Below are 17,055 nucleotides of genomic sequence, written 5' to 3' on the forward strand. Positions count from 1 at the left end.
CACCATGACCGAACCCGCGCAAGCCTCGTCCAAGCCAGCCCAACGCGCGCCGGAAGTTGCGGTGGCGCCGCTCGACACCATCGACCAGCAAGACGTCAGCGCCGGCGCTGCCGCCTTCGACAAATGGCTGCGCAAGCTCAGCCATGACTACATCACGCTGGAGCGCTTGATGACCGTGGCCGGCAGCTTGCCGGTGATTGGCAACATCATGGCGTTGATCGACGCCGTCATGGACATCGTGGGCGTGATCCAGAAGCTCATCAACAAGAAAGAAGTCGAATTCCTTCAGTGGGTCAGCCTGGGTATCAACCTGATCGGCGTGGTCCCGATACCGCCCGCGATGAGCGCGGCGCGCATGACCCTGCGGCCGACACTGCACCTGGTCCGGCAAAAGCTGGCATCGGGTGTCAAGGATCTCGGCAGCGCGCTGATCGAGGTGCTGATCATGCACCTTAACGCCAAGCTGGCCGGCGAGATCGACACCTTTGTCGACAAAGCGATGGAGAAGCTGACCGGCATCCTGAGTGAATGCGCCAATACTGCCGATGGCGTTGCCGATGATCTGATCAAGGTCTTGAATAGCTGCATCGGCAAGGAACCACTGTTCGACGTGGCCGCCACGGCGGACGTGGAGACCAGGGTGTACGACCCCAAGGCAACGAGCAGTTGGCGGCGCATGCTTGGCGCACTTGGCCGGGAATACAAAAAGAGCGCGAACTATATCGTTGCCGTGGCAGCCCGCCACCTGCCGCAAACCGCGGTAGAGGGCGTGAGCGGCATGGTCAACCACCTCACCGACTTCAAGCCGGCGTTTCGCGGCAAGCTCGCGGCACTGGCCGACGAACAGGCGCAGATGAGTATCCGCTGGATACTGATGCGGCTGCGCGACGCCGTCAAAAAACACAAGAAGCGCTATCCGGCACTCGTCCCGTCAGGCAAAGGCGCGCAGCATCAGAAGGACAATCCGGGCCACGAACTGGGCGCCACCGGCCGACAAGTTCCGGCCAGGGGCGACGCCAATGCCTGCAAGCTGTGCCCGGCAAAGGGCGGCACCGCGCACTCGATCAGCTTTGCCACGGGCGCCGAAACTTTTACCCATACCGACTTCGTCCTCGATGCGCCGCTTCCCATCGAATGGAGCCGCACCTACCGCAGCCAGCTGACCGCTTATGACCACGGCCATCTCGGCGCGCGCTGGCTCACCCCGTACAGCACGCGCATCGACGTGGTTGGCCAGGGCAAGAGCACCGCCCTGCTCTATCACGCCGCCGACGGCCGCAGTCACCGCTACCCGTGCCTCGACATCGGCCAGCGACACCACGATCCGGTCGAGCTGATCACGCTCACGCGCATCAGCGTCTCCCTGCTCACGCTCGACTTCGGCAAGCCCCTGCCAGAAGGCGAAGCCAGCGCCTGGCGCGAAACCTACGAGCTGGTCGATACCGTACGCGCCAAGGCCGCCGAGATGGGCAAACAGCATTTCCGGCTGATCGCACTGCACGCCCGCGACGGCGCCGCCCTTGGCCTGCGCTACGACCACTTCGTTGCCCATGGTCCCCATGCCGGCGAAGCGGTGCTCAGCGACATCATCAGCAAGCAAGGCGAGGCCATCGTCGCCCACGCCGGCACTCAAGTCGACGCCAATAGCGGTCGCATCCGCGCCCTGTGGGAAATCCGGGATGGCAAGCTGGTGCGCCAGCTTGCCGCCTACGACTATGACGACGAGCACGGCGACCTGGTCCGCGCCCAGGACGATAACGGCGCCGCCTGGCAGTACGGGTACGACCGTCATCTCATCACCCGCTACACCGACCGGACCGGGCGCGGCATGAACCTCGCCTACGATACCAGCACTGACAGCGGCGCCAATGCGAAGGCGATCCGCGAATGGGCCGACGATGGCAGCTTCGACACCCGGCTCGAGTGGGACAAGAACATTCGCCTGGCCTACGTCACCGATGCGCTTGGTCAAGAGAGCCGCTACTACTATGACATCGCCGGCTACACCTACCGCATCGTGTACCCGGACGGGGGCGAAGAGTGGTTCTATCGTGACGCTGCCAAGAACGTCGTGCGCCACATCGACACCGACGGCAGCAGCGAGCACTACCGTTTCGATGACCATGGCAATCTGCTCACGCATACGCGCGCTGACGGCAGCCAGGTCCACTTCGAGTATGACAACCAGCACCGCATTACCGGGATCCGCGATGGCGAAGGTGGCGTGTGGAAGCGGGACTACAATGTCCAGGGCCATCTGGTTGAAGAGACAGACCCACGCGGCAACAAGACGCAGTATGCGTACGACAAGCGCGGCCAGCCCATCGAGATCCTTGACGCCAAGGGTGGCGTCTCGAAACTCACGTACACCCCGGACGGCGGACTCGCCAGCTACACCGACTGTTCCGGACACAGCAGCCATTGGGAATACGACGATCGCAAACGGCTTACCAAGAGCATCGATGCCGCCGGTAATGTCACCCGATACCGCTACACACCTCTTAGCGCCGATACGCTGGCGCAAGCCCGCAATGACGGCAGCGACCGGGGCAACCATCCCGGACAGCTCGAAGCCGTCATCCACCCGGACGGTACGCAAGAGCAACTGTGCCATGACGCCGAAGGCCGGCTGCTCGCGCACACCGACGCGCTCGCCCGCACTACCACCTACCGCTACACCGCAGCCGGATTGATCGCCAGGCGCACCGACGCCCTTGGACACGGCCTGCACTACCGCTGGGATGCGCTCGGCCGCCTGTCCGTGCTGGAAAACGAAAATGGCAGTGTCTACCGCTTCCGGTATGACCCGGTCGGCCGCCTGTTGCAGGAACAAGGTTTTGACGGCAAGGTCACCGAGTACCGTTACGACGACGATAGCGGCGTACTGATGGAGACCGTCGACGCCGGCGTGACCACGCGGCTCGACTTCGACCCCATGGGCCGGCTCGTGCAACGCCGCGCCGCAGCCCCCGGCCAGCCGGAGCAAACCGAAACCTTTTCCTACAACGCCAATGGCCAACTGGCCGAAGCACAGAACGAACACGCCAGGCTGCAATGGTTCTATGACGCCGCTGGCAACCTGGTGCGCGAGCACCAGCACTACCAGGGCACGTTCCATCCAGGTAAGGGCACCGCAGTCTGGCACCACCAGCATGACGAATTGAACGGGCGCATCGGCACCGTTCGTCCCGACGGCCACCGTACCGAATGGCTGACCTACGGCGCTGGCCACGTGCACGGCCTGCTGCTCGACGGGCAAGAGTTGGTGGCCTTCGAACGCAACGCGCTGTACCAGGAAACCAGCCGCACCCAGGCCAACGGCCTGCGGCAAACGATGAAATACGACCCGGCCGGCCGCCTGATCGAACAGCAGCTCGGCCCCATCGCTCAAGTCGGCCAGAAGGATCGGTTGTTCTACCCCGATACGTACCGTCCCGACGTTCAGGTCGGCATGCGCGCCGCAATCGTCCGCCGCTACCGTTATGACCCGTCCGGCCAACTCGCCAGCGTCGAAGACAACCGGCGCGGCCACATCGCATACCGCTATGACCCGGTCGGACGGCTGCTGGCGGCAAACAGTGCAATGGGCTACGAAACCTTCGCTTTCGATCCCGCAGGGAACATCCAGGTTCCCGATACCGCGCAGCAGGGACCCATTTCCCAACGCGCTCCGCTGCCGAAACTGCTGGACAACCTGCTCAAGGAATATGCTAGCGTAAATTATCGCTACGACGAACGCGGCAATCTCGTTGAGCGCATGCAACACGGCAAGCGTTCCGAGTATGCATGGGATGCGTTCAACCGGGTGACCCGCGCCGTAACGTCGCAAGGCGTCACCACCTTTGCCTATGATCCATTGGGGCGTCGCATTGCCAAGCATCATCAGTCTCAGGTAGGCAGTCCCCTCCTGAAAACGGCGCAGACCATGTACGGATGGGATGGCGACACAGTGGCGCTTGAAAGCAGCGTGTACCCTGGCCATGCCGGGGACGAACAGACAGTCCACTATGTATACGAGCGCGATAGCTTCGTGCCGCTGGTGCAGGCAACTCAAGGCCAGGCCCTTCGACTAGCGCCCAGTACCGATATAAAGTTGCTTATAAGAGACAACTACGGCAAGTACGATGTAGCACTCGATCCGCTATGGAATGGAGAGCTTGAGTTGGAAGCCAAGCCGTTCGATGCGAACGAGATCGTCTTTTACCAGTGTGACCATCTCGGTACGCCACTGGAGTTGACGGATCGCGATGGCAAAGTTGCTTGGTCGGCACAATACAAGGCGTGGGGACACGCCAAGGAAACGATCAGCGAGGCAGCACATAAGGCTGGGATGCGGAATCCGATTCGGTTTCAGGGACAATATTTTGATCAAGAGACCGCACTGCACTACAATCGGCATCGATACTATGACCCCCGACTTGGAAGATTCCTGTCAAGAGATCCGATAGGATTAACTGGCGGCATTCTCCTTTATGAATATGCTGCGAATCCTACCGAATATATCGACCCACTGGGTTTAGCCAGGTATTTGGTAATTGGCGAAGGACAAGCTTCTGTCGAAGCTTACGCCGCAGCGATGCGTATTAAATTTCCTTGTGAGGAATTTAGAACAATAAAAAAGGATTGGAGCAGTATAGTACGTCGTTCGGGCGCTCTTAAGTTTGATCAAGGATCGAAGGAGTGGGAGGAAAAAGCAGTTGGAGGAAACGCTGCTTGGATTCGCGAAAGAGCAACAGAAGGCTACGAATTTATCGATATCGGGAACGACTCGGCTGTAAACAGGAGTCCCTTTTACGCCGCCGAAAAGAAAGCCCTTGGCAGAACCGGGGCAAAAATATTTCGATCAAATCAGTGTGCTACAAAGGAAGCGCGAAATAACGCCACCACAAGTAGCCGACCAGCATCAAAGGGAAGATATGGAACGCGGTAAAATAATTGTACTATTCATTCCAGTAAAAAAGGGAATGATGGAGAAAATGGAGTCTTTCTATGGTGATATTCTCGGCTTTAGAATGGAAGAAGGTGAACTTTTCATCAACAACATATCCACAGTCCGCGGCCAGTTACAGTATTCAAGAGTAAAGATTGATCCGCAGAAAAATCCGTTGTTTCAGTTTAATGTAGTAGGTGAATTCCCCGAATATTGCAGGTTACTACGTAATCAAGGCGTTGAATTTGAGTTTGTAGCGATGACACCGGGCGGATATATGGCAAAGATACTCGACCCTTGTGATAATTCAATATTGATCGAATGTGATAGCTTTGAAAACAGCAGTGATTTCGACCTAACAAGTTGGGAAGAATATCGTCGGTACTAGCGTTGATACTTAGTGAATGCGAGGCTGATTAAAAATCCGTGTGCTGATGCATGACGGCTTGAAATCAGTAAAGCGACCGAGCCCAAACTAGCTTTCGGTTGAGTAAACCTTTTAAGACCGTGCTGCGACGAAAAATATGACCACGTTAGACTCTATATTTTTTGATTGCAAGGCGGATTTTAAAAATTAATTTCAAATCGTTGCTAAACATCGCGAAAATATAATGAAGAAGGCTGCTACTCAGCCCTTAAAACCAAGTCTAAGTAGAGCAGCAACTACAGAAAAAGCTAAGGAAACGCGCTTTCATCAAATAAGACAGTAGGAATTGAAATTATTGATTCCCTAACTCAGGACCACCTACTACTTGAAGGAATAAGCGCTTTAACTAGGACCTGAAATCTGTGCAAATTGATAGGTGCCGGTAAGTAGGAACTGTAGGAGGCGAACGTACGGATCAGTTAAACAATGAAAATTTCAGAATTATTAATCGAAATAAATTACCATTTGCGCCAAGCCGGCTTTATCAATGATGCAGACGAATTAAAGAATTTTTGCAATATTTTATTGGACAAAAAGCTCGCAGCAGATAGTCACAATGCAATATTAATTGAGATAGCTATGCGTTGCCATGTAAAGTGGCTTGGAGATTATTACCCACCTCACTTATCACAAAAAGACTGGTGGGAAAAACTTGAAAATCTTAACAGAGCAACGAAAAAGCATATGCGGCGAATTTGATAACTCTAAGAATGGGTAGATAAGGTTACTTTCAAAGGATATCATGTGATAAAAAATGCCACAAATTTGGCTCTAAGAAAAAATATGAGTTAAAAAAGTAATTCTTTCCCTGAAAATTTACCTCCGCAGGCCAAATCAAAATTGGTCTTGAAATCGGAGTGATTCATGCATCAGTACATTGCAGAGAGAAGTCGCGGTTAAATGGAAATACTTTAAAAAGCTATTTCAACTGGGCGATTTGCGCAAAGAACACGTACCAAATGTCAATTTCATATAGTCCAAATTTTCATTGATGTTTGACCCTCTATCGGAAACTATAGATAATTTGATTAAGTGTCTGAAAGCGCGATAGCATCTGATACATGGAATATAGTTGCATTCAGGTATTTTCTGTACTGCTGGCAGCGCATCGCAAGCAATCAAGCAGAATTGAAGCCGGCGGCAATTGACAAGATTCAGGCAGCTTTAAAAAAGCTTCGTTCAAAACCCGAATTTGCGTTCCTAATTCTTAGCCTGTTACTAAGCCGATTTCTATGGAGTCAGGCCCTGTAACACCCTGGCTTGACGAGATTGGAATGGGCACTCAAAATAATACAAACAATCAGTAAAAAAGTTAATTTCTTCATAATTCCCGGAGAGGATTTAATGATCATTGAGCTACCGCAATTTGAATTTGAAAAATCTCATGCAGATTCCTTGTCAACTAAGTCATTGCTCGGCACTCTTAGAGAGTTTCTTGATAAGCATGCCGTCGATAGAATTGAATATGCTCTTGGCAACCAAGTCACGACCGGTCTTGGCGAATTAGTTATTAATAAAATTAAAGATTTTTGGGTGGTGTACACCACCGAAAAAGGAGAAAATTTCGACGTCGCAATATTCTCAAATGAGTTTCATGCAGCGAACTACTTTATTTTTCGACTTACCGGTGAGAAAGAGGTGATCGATTGGTCAACCAGATGAAAAACGAGTTGTCTGCTGTATTTAATGAAGCCCTAATGTCTAATATTTTATTCGCCAATAAGTCCGAGCTACGTTTGCTTTAATTTAATTCCGATCTAAACAGCGTGCGGTTTTTCACTTAGGGGCCGTTCAGATCACTGAAAAGAATCGAAGGAAATTTATAATCACTTGAGCTGATTTATCGCATAACGAAAAGTCCATTAGAGACAATCTGAAATATGGCAGGCTGATATACGGCCATAAGGTAATTATATTATGGGAAAAAGTATGCTTCTTGTAAGATTAGACTTGAAAGACCGCGGAATATTTATAGAGTCCCAACCTATAATATTTGGAAAAAAAATTTTCTCAAATACCATTGAAAATCTTTGTTCAACTAAAATTCACCAAGACAAGTTTAGTATACGTTATAAATTCTTACAAAAATTTACTATTTGTGGAAATTCTGCGGATGGCGTGATCGATGTTGAAGAAGACTATTCAATTGTTTTCACGTTCTTATTCGATTTGATCGAATTTTTCGATTGCAGCATTCTCGAATCAAAAATAGTGAAAAAATGCGAAAGTTTTTGGGGCGTAAAGTTCATAAGTAACCATCCAAGTTCTGCCTCGCTTGATTCTTGTGACTGGGGGCACGTCATGTTCTTCTATGATGCGAAACAAGGGGATCTAAGTTTGAAAATTAAATTTTATCAACGAATTTAGAATCTTAGAAAAATTAGGCAAAGCTAATACTAAAAATGCTAAGCAATTTTCATAATTAATTTTCACAATCTTCAGGCGAAGTCGCCGAATTGCTAGCCGAATTAATCCCAAGACTGGGGCAACGAAAGCGATTTTTAGGAGTTAGGCGACGTGGAGCTAGTAGAAATCACACGTGGGCATCTTTGGGTGAAAGTTGGAGGAAAGAGCATCACTATATATGGCGAAGCGTTTTTAAGGGGATACGGATCTCCCGACTTCGTGCTTTATCAGAACAGCATTGAAAAGTGGGATGCACCAGACGACAAAGAAAATTTGACTCTCATTGAGAAAAAGCAGCTATTTCAATTTCTTAAAGAGGAATTCTCACGCAGAAAGATGTGTCTGGAAATTGAATAGTAAGCCCATCTTCAGCCGGAATCGCGCACTGGTAGTCTAAATCAGCAAAAGTCTACAGGTTAAGGCCATGCTTACCTTTACAGACTCTACTACACATGAATCCCTCTACATCAGACCGCTATTCAGGGCTAGGTATTTTTAGCACACGTCTCGTCTAAATTTTCGCCATGAAGACTTTTCTAGAATTAGTTATTAATCGAATGAAACCACGCGCGTCTCGGTAACAAATAAGACAGGTGTCACCTGCTCCTCGCGCATGCCCGCCACCCGCTGTCGCACAACGTCCACACCCACCACCTCCTGAACATCGCCAACTCAGCCTTTACTGCTAAAGTCTCGCATCTTTACAACCACCGCTACCCCCGTGAAAGCCATAACAAAACTCTTCGAACTCGGCTACGTGTTCATCGTCATCCTGTTCTTCGCCTGCGGCATCGGCCTCGTCGTGCTGGCGGGCGTCGAAATCTGGGCTGCCCTCATCCCTTCCGCCGAGACCTCTGCCCGCGAACGCTTCGACCTCATCCTCGAATGCATCGGCATGCTGACCATCGCCGTTGCCGCGCTCGGTCTTGGCCAGACCGTGCTGGAAGAAGAAATCCAGCGCGAAGCAAACATCAGCTCGCCTACCCGCGTGCGCCGCTTCCTGTCGCGCTTCCTGATCGTGGTCGTCGTGTCCCTGTCGGTCGAGTGCCTGATCGGTGTGTTCCAGTTCGTCCATGGCAGCCCGGAATACTTGCCGCACGCTGCGTCGATCGGTGTTGCCGCTGCCGCCCTGCTCGCCACCTGGGGCCTGTTCGTCCGGCTCAATGTCAGCGCCGAAGAACTCGAGCCGCACGCCATGCACGATGTGCAGGCCGAAGACAAGATCATCGAAGGCGAAGATGTCTCGGAAGAAGGTGAAGAACACGCCGAAGAACAGGGCGAGGAATACCACGCTGACGTAGACAAAAAGAAAGAATGAGCGGAAGCACTTGGTAAATCTGCCAAGTGCGGCTATAATCTCGTCTTCTTCGGGTCGTTAGCTCAGCTGGTAGAGCAGCGGACTTTTAATCCGTTGGTCGCAGGTTCGAATCCCGCACGGCCTACCAAAGATTCATCGACAACGCCAACCTTCGGGTTGGCGTTGTCGTTTTCGTTGTCCTTTTACTGCGCGCCCCATGCCCCAGACCATTGCCAGCGCCGTCCACCACGAACTGATCATCAAGAAAAGCCGCTTCATCGCGTGCGTGCAGCCGATGGCTGACCGTGCTGGGGCGCAGCAGGTCGTGGCGGCGCTGCGCGCGCAGCATCCTGGCGCGGCGCATGTGTGCTGGGCCTTGCTGGCCGGCGGCCAGTCGGCGGCGGTCGATGATGGCGAGCCCAGCGGCACGGCCGGGCGGCCGATGTTCGATGTGCTGCGCCACCAGGATCTCGATGGCGTGCTGGCCACGGTGGTGCGCTACTTCGGCGGCGTCAAGCTGGGCGCGGGCGGCCTCGTGCGGGCCTATACCGACAGCGTGGCGCAGGCGCTGCTCGGCGCGCCGAAGATTCCGATCATCAAGCTGCGCCAGCTGCGCTGCAGCGCGCCGTATGCGATGGAAGGGATGCTGCGCCGTGAGCTCGATGCGGCCGGCGCCACGCTCGACGAGGTGGCGCATGGCGACGACGTGCAGTTCACGTTCAGCTTGCCCGCAAGCGACGCTGCCGGCATCCGCGCGCGGCTGGGCGACGTGGGCCATGGCCGCATCGTGTGGCCCGCCGCCGACGACGAGTCACTGCCCGCTTGAGGCGGCCCATTCGGGCGCCCTATACCTGTCATCACGACTCGTGAGCGGACGTTTGGCGATGCAGACGGTATAGTGACAGACCCAGCCGCAAATTCCTCCGTCGGCAGGGATCATTTTCCACCGCAGTACAACTACCTCCCCTGTGATCAAGAAAAGCCTACTTCCCCTCGCCCTTGGCGGCTTCGGCATTGGCATGACCGAATTCGTCATGATGGGCATCCTGCCCGATATCGCCCGTGGTCTGCAGATCACGATTCCGCAAGCCGGCTACCTCATCACCGCCTATGCGCTCGGCGTGGTGGTCGGCGCGCCGACCCTCGTCACCATTGTCGCCGGCCGTCCGCCGCGCACCGTGCTGATCTGGTTCATGCTGATGTTTGCCGTGTTCAATGCGATGTCGGCGTTCGCGCCGAACTTCGAGACGATGATGGCCTCGCGCTTCCTGGCCGGCTTGCCGCATGGCGCCTTCTTCGGCGTGGGCGCAGTCGTCGCCAGCCGCCTGGCCGAGCCCGGCAAGACGGCGGCGGCGATGGCCATGATGTTTACCGGCCTGACGCTGGCGAATGTCCTGGGCGTGCCGCTCGGCACCTGGATCGGCCATGCGTTCGACTGGCGCATGGTGTTCCTGATTGTCGCGGTCATTGGCTTGCTGACCATGTGGAGCCTGTATCAGTGGGTGCCGCCGATCGAGCCAAGCAAACGTACGGGCCTCATGCAAGACTTGCGCATCTTCAGGCACCTCGATCTGTGGCTGGCCCTGGGCATCGTCTCGATCGGCACTGGCGGCTTCTTCGCGTGGTTCAGCTATATCGCGCCGCTGCTGACCGATGTCACGGGCTTCAGCACGGGTGCGCTGCCGCTGATCATGACGGCGGTCGGCGTGGGCATGACGGTGGGCGTGCAGTTTGGCGGCTATCTGGCCGACAAGTTCCATCCGCTGCCGGCCCTGTTGATCCTGATGGTGTCGATGACCGCTCTGCTGCTGTGCAATGGTTTGATGGCAGAGTCGAAGATCGCGATGGTGGTGCTGGCGTTTCTGACTGGCGCCAACGCGCTGGCCATTGGCCCGCCGGTCCAGGTGCTCCTGATCGAGCATTCGCGCGAAGCCGAAATGCTCGGGTCGTCGCTGGGCCAGGCGGGTTTTAATGTCGGCAATGCGCTGGGCGCCTTGCTGGGTGGGATTCCGCTGACGCTGGGCTTTGCCTACACCGCGCCGCAATGGGTCGCGGCGGCGATGGCGCTGTGCGGTGTGGTCTTGACGGCATTGATGCTGACGCGTCGCCGCTGGAAGGCACGCGAGTTGGCCAGGACGGTCGAGCGCATGCTGGGTGAGGCACAGCCGGCAACCTCGCCGCCGGCGTAACAGCCAAGTCAGTTCAGCGGCAGCCTCAGCCCAGACGGCGCCGGCGCGAGGCGACAACGCCGGCGACGCCAATCACGCCCGCCAGCATCAACGCCAGCGTGCCCGGCTCGGACACCTCGACCGGCGGCGTATTCTTGACGAGCTCGAAGCCCGCCACATCGACCGCCTTGAAGTAGTGGTTCGAGTTTACCTGGACGCTCGAGTTCCACGTATCGGCAACAACCTGGCCATTGATCACGCCCCAGCCGTTTTCGACGGTGGCATACGGCGCCAGCACGCTGCCGATGATGCCCCTGACGTTGACCGATTCGGCTTCATAGAAGTTGAACAGCACGTTGTAGCCGCTCAATGGGTCAAAACCGATATTGCCGCCGTTGAACCCGCCCTGCTTGCCGCTGATATTGAAAATCAGCGTCTGGCCTGCGCTCAGTCCACTCAACATCCAGTTGTCGCCGCCGTTGAAGAAGTCGGCGTTGACATTGAACACGTCGACCCCGCCCTTGCCGCTGCCGGTAACCTTGTTCGCGCTGTACTGGCGCGTGACCGTGCCGGTGGATGCGACCATGCTCAGGCCGCTGGCGATGTCCTTGAACTGCTGGGCTGCAACGGCAAAATCGACCGGGCTGACGGTGGTGCCGGGCGTCTGCGCGGCGCCCTTGAGCGTGGTCGTGCCGCCAGCATACGTCTTGCCATTGCTGATCGCACCATTTTCCAGGAACAGATTGCCGCCCGCGGCCACCGCGTAGCCGCCATACGCGGCCTTGCCATTCAGGTTGACTGCGTAACTGGCGATCGAGACATTGCCCCCGGAAACGATGGCGCCTTCGACGTCGCTTGATTTGGCGGTGAAATTACCGGCGGTGAAGACATTTGCGCCGCCCATGACCGAACCGATATCGAGCACACCAGCGTGTGCACTGGTCATTGCCAATGCCGCCGTCAGACATATCCCAAGCTTGATCACGATAGTTCCACGCAGAAATTTATAATGGCTAATAGTATCATTGCCAGAAGTGGTTCTGCACAGCAAACACATTACACCAGCGTGATACCACCCATCGCACGCGCAGTCTCGGCCGCTTCTTCAAGGATCTCGGCCAGCGTGACTTCATCGAACACGAAGTCGATCGCGTTTTCATCATGCGGCGGCAACGGCTCGCGCGGGGCATCGAGCGGCGATGCCACCGGCGCATATTGATTGGCCATCAGCAGCGTGTCGAGCAGCGTGGCGGGTGGCATATTGAGCCAGCCGCCGCGCATGTCGGCGATCGCCTCGGCAACGGCCGGCGGAATCGACAGCTTCTTCATCACCTCGGCGCTGACGACGTCCTCGCACAGCGCGCCCCAGTTGTCGGCATCGTCGTCGAGCAGGCCGGGAAATTCGTCGGCCCGCGCCAGCAGGTAGAAAGCGCCGACTTCGTGCACGATGCCGGCGAAGAGCGCGGTGTCGGCATTGACGCCCGTCACGCGCCGCGCCAGCGAATACGCAAGCGCGGCCATGTGGGTCGTGTGCTCCCACAGTTGTTCGGCCTTGGCGCGCAGTTGCGGATCGTTGATGCGGTTGCCGAACTGGCGTACGACCAGGCTGGCAACGAGCGCCTGCAGGCGGCGGTAGCCGATGCGCGACACGGCGGTGCGAACATTGGTCACGGGCAGCGAACTGCTGCCACCGCATGCCGCCGTGTTGGCCATGGCGACCGTGCGCGCGGCCAGTTGTGGTTCGGCCAGCACCAGCCTGATTGCCTCATCGATATGGCAATCGGGATTGTCGAGCGCCTGCTGCAGGCGCAGCACGGCATTCACGCTGGTGGGGAACGTAATTTCGCCGCGGACAGCTTGCGCGGCGATGTATCCGAATGCTTCGAGTTTATTCACCCGGCGATTATAGCGCCCGGCGTATGCCCCACCGGGGGTGTCTATGCACCCCATGCCCGGCGAGTGCTAACTGTGGCGTCAAGGCCACACGCGCGCCGGATACAAAAACGTCGTCCGCGGAACAAGTCCGGGGACGACGTCTTCATGACAGGCCCAAGCCGCAGTGAGGTGCGGCCGGGAGCAGATCAGGAATTACTTGGCCTTGTTGGCATCGCGCGCTGCGTCGCGGGTCGACTTGGCTTGCATTTCGCATTTGTCTTCTGCATCGCCTTTCAGGGCGTCGCATTTTTCGTCAGCCAGGTCGTACTCGGCTTCGATGACATTGCCACGGGCTTTCATCACGTTGTTGCCGGTGTTGTCGAACTTCACTGCTGCATCGTGCTCGGCCTTGGCGCGCATCAGCTTGGCTTCATCTTCGCAGATGTCTTCCGCGTTGCCGCTCATGGCGTCGCACTTGTCCTTAGAGACTTTGTAGTCGGCCTTGGCCTTGTCCATGGCCGTTTTGTGCGCAGCCTTGTTGACGGTCTGGGCAGCGGCAGGTGCGATACCGACAGCGGCGAAGGCAGCGGCGGTGATCAAGGTGGCGATGAACGATTTCATGGTGATGTCCCTTATTAGGTTGTTGGTGTAGCCATTAAACGTCATGCCAACAACCCGCTCTGTGCGGCACCGTACACTTATTAAAAAATCAATTAAGCAAATGCGGTTGATAGCCTGATTTCGGCGTCGCCCTGGCAGGTGAACCGGTATGCGCACCGGCATCGAGCCGGAAGATGCTCACCAGCTGCGCCAGGCGCCCTGCTTCTTCTTCGAGCGTGGCGGCCGAGCCGCTTGCCTGCTGCACCAGCGCCGCGTTCTGGCGCGTGGCTTCATCGATCTGCGCAATGGCACCATTGACCTGCTCGATGCCGGCATTCTGCTCGGCCGTGGCATGGCTGATCTCGGCCATGATGTCAGTCACGCGCTTGACGCCCGTGACGATCTCGCCCATGGTCTCGCCGGCGCGGTCGACCAGCACGGCGCCCGCATCGACGCGCTCGACCGAGCTGCCGATCAGGACCTTGATTTCCTTCGCCGCTGCAGCCGAGCGCTGGGCCAGGTTGCGCACCTCGGTGGCCACGACCGCGAAGCCACGGCCCTGCTCCCCGGCGCGCGCTGCTTCAACGGCGGCATTGAGCGCCAGGATATTCGTCTGGAACGCGATGCCGTCGATGACGCCGATGATGTCCACGATCTTCTTCGACGATTCATTGATCGACGCCATCGTGTCGACCACTTGCGCGACGACTTCGCCGCCGCGCAGCGCCACGGCCGATGCAGACTCGGCCAGGCTGTTGGCCTGACGGGCATTGTCGGCGTTCTGGCGCACGATGCCGGTCAGTTGGGCGACCGACGTGGCGGTGGCGTGCAGCGTGCCGGTCTGACGTTCGGTGCGGCTGGACAGGTCGCGGTTGCCGTCGGCAATTTCAGTGGACACGGCGCTGATTGCCTGCGTGCCGTTGCGCACCTGGGACACGATGCGCACCAGGCTGTCACGCATGCCCTGCATCGCGAACAGCAGGCTTTTGTTGTCGCCCGGGCGGGTGACGATCGCCACGCCCAGGTCGCCGCCGGCGATGGCCGAGGCGATCGATGCAGCGTAATCCGGCTGGCCGCCCAGTTGGCGCAACAGGCCACGGGCCGTGTACCAGGCCGCCAGCGAACCGGCGGCAATCGCGCCCACGCACAGCAGCGCCATCCAGCCGACGAAGCCGTTGGCCATCGCACGTGCATCGGCGGCCGCTTCGTTATTCAGTTTTTCTTCCAGGTCGATCAGGCGGTTGATGCTGGCGAGCCAGCCGCTGAACGCAGGCGCGGCCGATTGCGACAGCAGCGCGGTCGCCTCGGCGCCCTGGCCAGCTGCGTGCAGCGCGACCACGCGCTCGATCAGCGGCTTGGTGAGGCTTTCCTGCGCCTTGATGGCAGCCAGAGCGTCCTTCTCTTCGGCGAGCATGTCGGTGCGCTCGGCGAACAGGGCGTCCAGCGGCCCGGCCGAACGGGCGTAGTTGTCGTCCAGCGTCTTGATCAGCGCGATGGGCGTCGCGGCGGCGGCCGGGTCCGCCGCCAGCACCACGTCGCGCAAGGCGATCGCGCGGTCATGCACGCTGCCGCGGAAATTGATCGCGTAGCGCTGTTTGACGCTGTTTACGTCGTTGATGTAATTCAGGACATTTTCAATGCGCCCCACGCGGCTCGCGCCTAGCGCGACCAGGACGATCATCAGCAAAAAGACGACGCCATAGCCGAAAGCCAGTCGGGCACCAATCGTGAGGTTCTTGTTTTTCATGGGGGGAGTAGAGATAAATGTATCGCAAAAGAAACAGTGGTTTCTTCTCAGCGAACGCAAATATATCACCCGTTATTGCCCATTGGAATCTAATCTGAATCGTGTGCACCATTACGCAACACATGCCCGTGGTCGGTCGTGACAACCACGGGTCGGCCGCCTCAGCGCACAGTGGCCACGGCCGCGCCCTGCTCCCAGCCACCGCCCAGGGCGCGCGCCACCGCCACCGTGGCCAGCAGCCGCTGCGTGCGGATCTGCGCCGCAGCGCGATCTGCTGCCAGTGTGCTGCGCTGGGCGTCGGTCACGTCCAGATAGGTGGACACGCCGCGCTCGTAGCGCGCCTGCGCCACCAGCAGCGCGCGCGCCGCCGCCTGCTGCGACTGGGCCTGCACGTCGCCCTGCTTGTGCCGCTGCTCGACGTCCGACAGCGCATCTTCCACTTCGCGCAGCGCCGTCAGCAGGCGCGTGTCGTGATTCGCCCGCGCCTCGTCGTAGCGTGCCTGCGCCAGCGCCAGGTTGGCACGGTTGCGGCCACCGTCGAAGATCGGCAGCGACAACGCCAGCGGCCCGGCCGAGAACTGGCGCGCACCACCACTGGTCAAATCGTTCAGGCTTTGCGACGCATAGCCGAAATTGCCCGTCAACGACAGCGCCGGATAGAACGCGCCCTCGGCCACGCCGATCTGCGCATTGGCCGCCTTCAGCTGGGCCACGCTGGCCGCCAGGTCGGGGCGCTGGCCCACCAGGCTGGCCGGCAGCCCCACCGGAATCGATGGCGGCTGCGGCAACGCGCCAGCCACCGTCTCAGGCAGCAGCGGCGCGCTGGGCGAGGCGCCCACCAGCGTGGCCAGTGCATGCTCAACCAGATTGCGCTGGCGCTGGACTTCGTGCAGGTCGGCTTCGGCATTGGCGCGCTCGATGCGGGTGCGCGACACATCGAGCTCGTTCGACAGCCCGGCATTGAAGCGCGCTTCGATCAGATCCTGCGATTCGCGCCGCGTGGCCAGTGCGTCGCGCAGGATCGCCATCTCGGCGTCCAGCCCGCGCAACTGCCAGTAATTCGACGCCACCTGGCCCGAGAGCATCAGGAGCACGCCATCGCGGTCGATCTGCGCGGCCAGCGCCTGCGCGTCGCTCGCTTCGACGATGCGGCGCACGCGGCCCCACAGGTCAAGCTCATACGAGAACGACGCGGCCACGCTGTAGTTATTGCCCTCGATCGAGCGGCCACCAAGGGCGAGGCCCTGCGACGTCTGGCTCGACGTGCGGGCATTCGACACACCGGCGCCCACCGACACGGACGGCAGCTGCCCGGCGCGCACGACACCCAGTTGCGCCTGCGCCTGCAGCAGGCGTTGGGCTGCCGCTTCGACGCTCGGATTCTCGCGCAAGGCGCGCGCTTCCAGCGTATCGAGCGTCGCGTCGCCAAACACCTGCCACCAGGTGGCCGGCAGGTGCGCGCCGTTCGTGCCGGCATCGACATGGCGAAATGCCGCATCGGCAGGCGCCGGCGGCGCCTTGAAATCGGGGCCCAGCGTGGTGCAGCCGGCGAACAGGGTGCTGATGGCGATCGCGAGGACGCCGTTAAGTACAGGCTTGAACATG

Annotated in this window: 13 protein-coding genes and 1 tRNA gene; 9 read left to right on the forward strand and 5 right to left on the reverse strand. The window is 58.0% G+C overall.

What is annotated here, in order from left to right; genetic code table 11:
* Positions 1-4: 4 nt before the first annotated feature.
* The 9 genes from RCH14_RS17935 to RCH14_RS17975 all read left to right on the forward strand — a co-directional run bounded on the left by RCH14_RS17935 (position 5) and on the right by RCH14_RS17975 (position 11,249).
* Positions 5-4,930, forward strand: a complete 4,926-nt coding sequence (locus RCH14_RS17935) for an RHS repeat-associated core domain-containing protein (protein WP_343027468.1) — start codon at positions 5-7, stop codon at positions 4,928-4,930.
* Positions 4,917-5,318, forward strand: coding sequence for a hypothetical protein (locus RCH14_RS17940; RefSeq protein ID WP_343027469.1), 402 nt, complete (start codon positions 4,917-4,919; stop codon positions 5,316-5,318). The genes RCH14_RS17935 and RCH14_RS17940 overlap by 14 nt, the downstream gene beginning before the upstream one ends.
* 465 nt (positions 5,319-5,783) lie before the next feature.
* On the forward strand, positions 5,784-6,056 hold the full coding sequence (locus RCH14_RS17945) for a hypothetical protein (protein ID WP_343027470.1): 273 nt from the start codon (positions 5,784-5,786) through the stop codon (positions 6,054-6,056).
* Positions 6,057-6,626: 570 nt separating this feature from the next.
* Positions 6,627-7,019, forward strand: coding sequence for a hypothetical protein (locus tag RCH14_RS17950; RefSeq protein ID WP_343027471.1), 393 nt, complete (start codon positions 6,627-6,629; stop codon positions 7,017-7,019).
* Between the two features lie 855 nt (positions 7,020-7,874).
* A complete protein-coding gene (locus tag RCH14_RS17955; RefSeq protein ID WP_343027472.1) occupies positions 7,875-8,120 on the forward strand; it encodes an Imm74 family immunity protein in 246 nt (81 codons plus the stop codon).
* Between the two features lie 364 nt (positions 8,121-8,484).
* The gene (locus RCH14_RS17960; RefSeq protein ID WP_343027473.1) at positions 8,485-9,081 is read left to right on the forward strand and encodes a hypothetical protein; all 597 of its coding nucleotides are present in this window, start codon (positions 8,485-8,487) and stop codon (positions 9,079-9,081) included.
* Between the two features lie 51 nt (positions 9,082-9,132).
* Positions 9,133-9,208, forward strand: a tRNA-Lys gene (locus RCH14_RS17965).
* 69 nt (positions 9,209-9,277) lie between these two features.
* Complete coding sequence (locus RCH14_RS17970; protein WP_343027474.1) at positions 9,278-9,886, forward strand: YigZ family protein; 609 nt, start codon at positions 9,278-9,280, stop codon at positions 9,884-9,886.
* A 142-nt stretch (positions 9,887-10,028) separates the two neighbouring features.
* Entirely contained in the window at positions 10,029-11,249 is a 1,221-nt protein-coding gene (locus RCH14_RS17975; RefSeq protein ID WP_343027475.1) for an MFS transporter, read from the forward strand.
* A gap of 25 nt (positions 11,250-11,274) precedes the next feature.
* Here RCH14_RS17975 and RCH14_RS17980 read toward each other — a convergent pair whose 3' ends face one another.
* The 5 genes from RCH14_RS17980 to RCH14_RS18000 all read right to left on the reverse strand — a co-directional run bounded on the left by RCH14_RS17980 (position 11,275) and on the right by RCH14_RS18000 (position 17,054).
* Complete coding sequence (locus RCH14_RS17980) at positions 11,275-12,174, reverse strand: choice-of-anchor A family protein (RefSeq protein ID WP_343027476.1); 900 nt, start codon at positions 12,172-12,174, stop codon at positions 11,275-11,277.
* A 110-nt stretch (positions 12,175-12,284) separates the two neighbouring features.
* Positions 12,285-13,124, reverse strand: a complete 840-nt coding sequence (locus RCH14_RS17985; RefSeq protein WP_343027477.1) for an HDOD domain-containing protein — start codon at positions 13,122-13,124, stop codon at positions 12,285-12,287.
* A 192-nt stretch (positions 13,125-13,316) separates the two neighbouring features.
* A complete protein-coding gene (locus tag RCH14_RS17990) occupies positions 13,317-13,724 on the reverse strand; it encodes a cell envelope biogenesis protein TolA (protein ID WP_343027478.1) in 408 nt (135 codons plus the stop codon).
* An 88-nt stretch (positions 13,725-13,812) separates the two neighbouring features.
* On the reverse strand, positions 13,813-15,450 hold the full coding sequence (locus RCH14_RS17995) for a methyl-accepting chemotaxis protein (protein ID WP_343027479.1): 1,638 nt from the start codon (positions 15,448-15,450) through the stop codon (positions 13,813-13,815).
* A gap of 161 nt (positions 15,451-15,611) precedes the next feature.
* Positions 15,612-17,054, reverse strand: a complete 1,443-nt coding sequence (locus RCH14_RS18000) for an efflux transporter outer membrane subunit (RefSeq protein WP_343027480.1) — start codon at positions 17,052-17,054, stop codon at positions 15,612-15,614.
* Position 17,055: the final 1 nt, after the last annotated feature.

The organism is Massilia sp. MP_M2 (assembly GCF_039123635.1).
GTDB lineage: Bacteria > Pseudomonadota > Gammaproteobacteria > Burkholderiales > Burkholderiaceae_D > Telluria.

What these genes read in the sequence shown, in the direction of transcription:
- RCH14_RS17935 (WP_343027468.1), top strand. Translation starts at nt 5, where the DNA reads ATGACCGAACCCGCGCAAGCCTCGTCCAAGCCAGCCCAACGCGCGCCG.
- RCH14_RS17940 (WP_343027469.1), top strand. Translation starts at nt 4,917, where the DNA reads ATGGAACGCGGTAAAATAATTGTACTATTCATTCCAGTAAAAAAGGGA.
- RCH14_RS17945 (WP_343027470.1), top strand. Translation starts at nt 5,784, where the DNA reads ATGAAAATTTCAGAATTATTAATCGAAATAAATTACCATTTGCGCCAA.
- RCH14_RS17970 (WP_343027474.1), top strand. Translation starts at nt 9,278, where the DNA reads ATGCCCCAGACCATTGCCAGCGCCGTCCACCACGAACTGATCATCAAG.
- RCH14_RS17980 (WP_343027476.1), bottom strand. Translation starts at nt 12,174, where the DNA reads ATGACCAGTGCACACGCTGGTGTGCTCGATATCGGTTCGGTCATGGGC.
- RCH14_RS17990 (WP_343027478.1), bottom strand. Translation starts at nt 13,724, where the DNA reads ATGAAATCGTTCATCGCCACCTTGATCACCGCCGCTGCCTTCGCCGCT.
- RCH14_RS17995 (WP_343027479.1), bottom strand. Translation starts at nt 15,450, where the DNA reads ATGAAAAACAAGAACCTCACGATTGGTGCCCGACTGGCTTTCGGCTAT.
- RCH14_RS18000 (WP_343027480.1), bottom strand. Translation starts at nt 17,054, where the DNA reads ATGTTCAAGCCTGTACTTAACGGCGTCCTCGCGATCGCCATCAGCACC.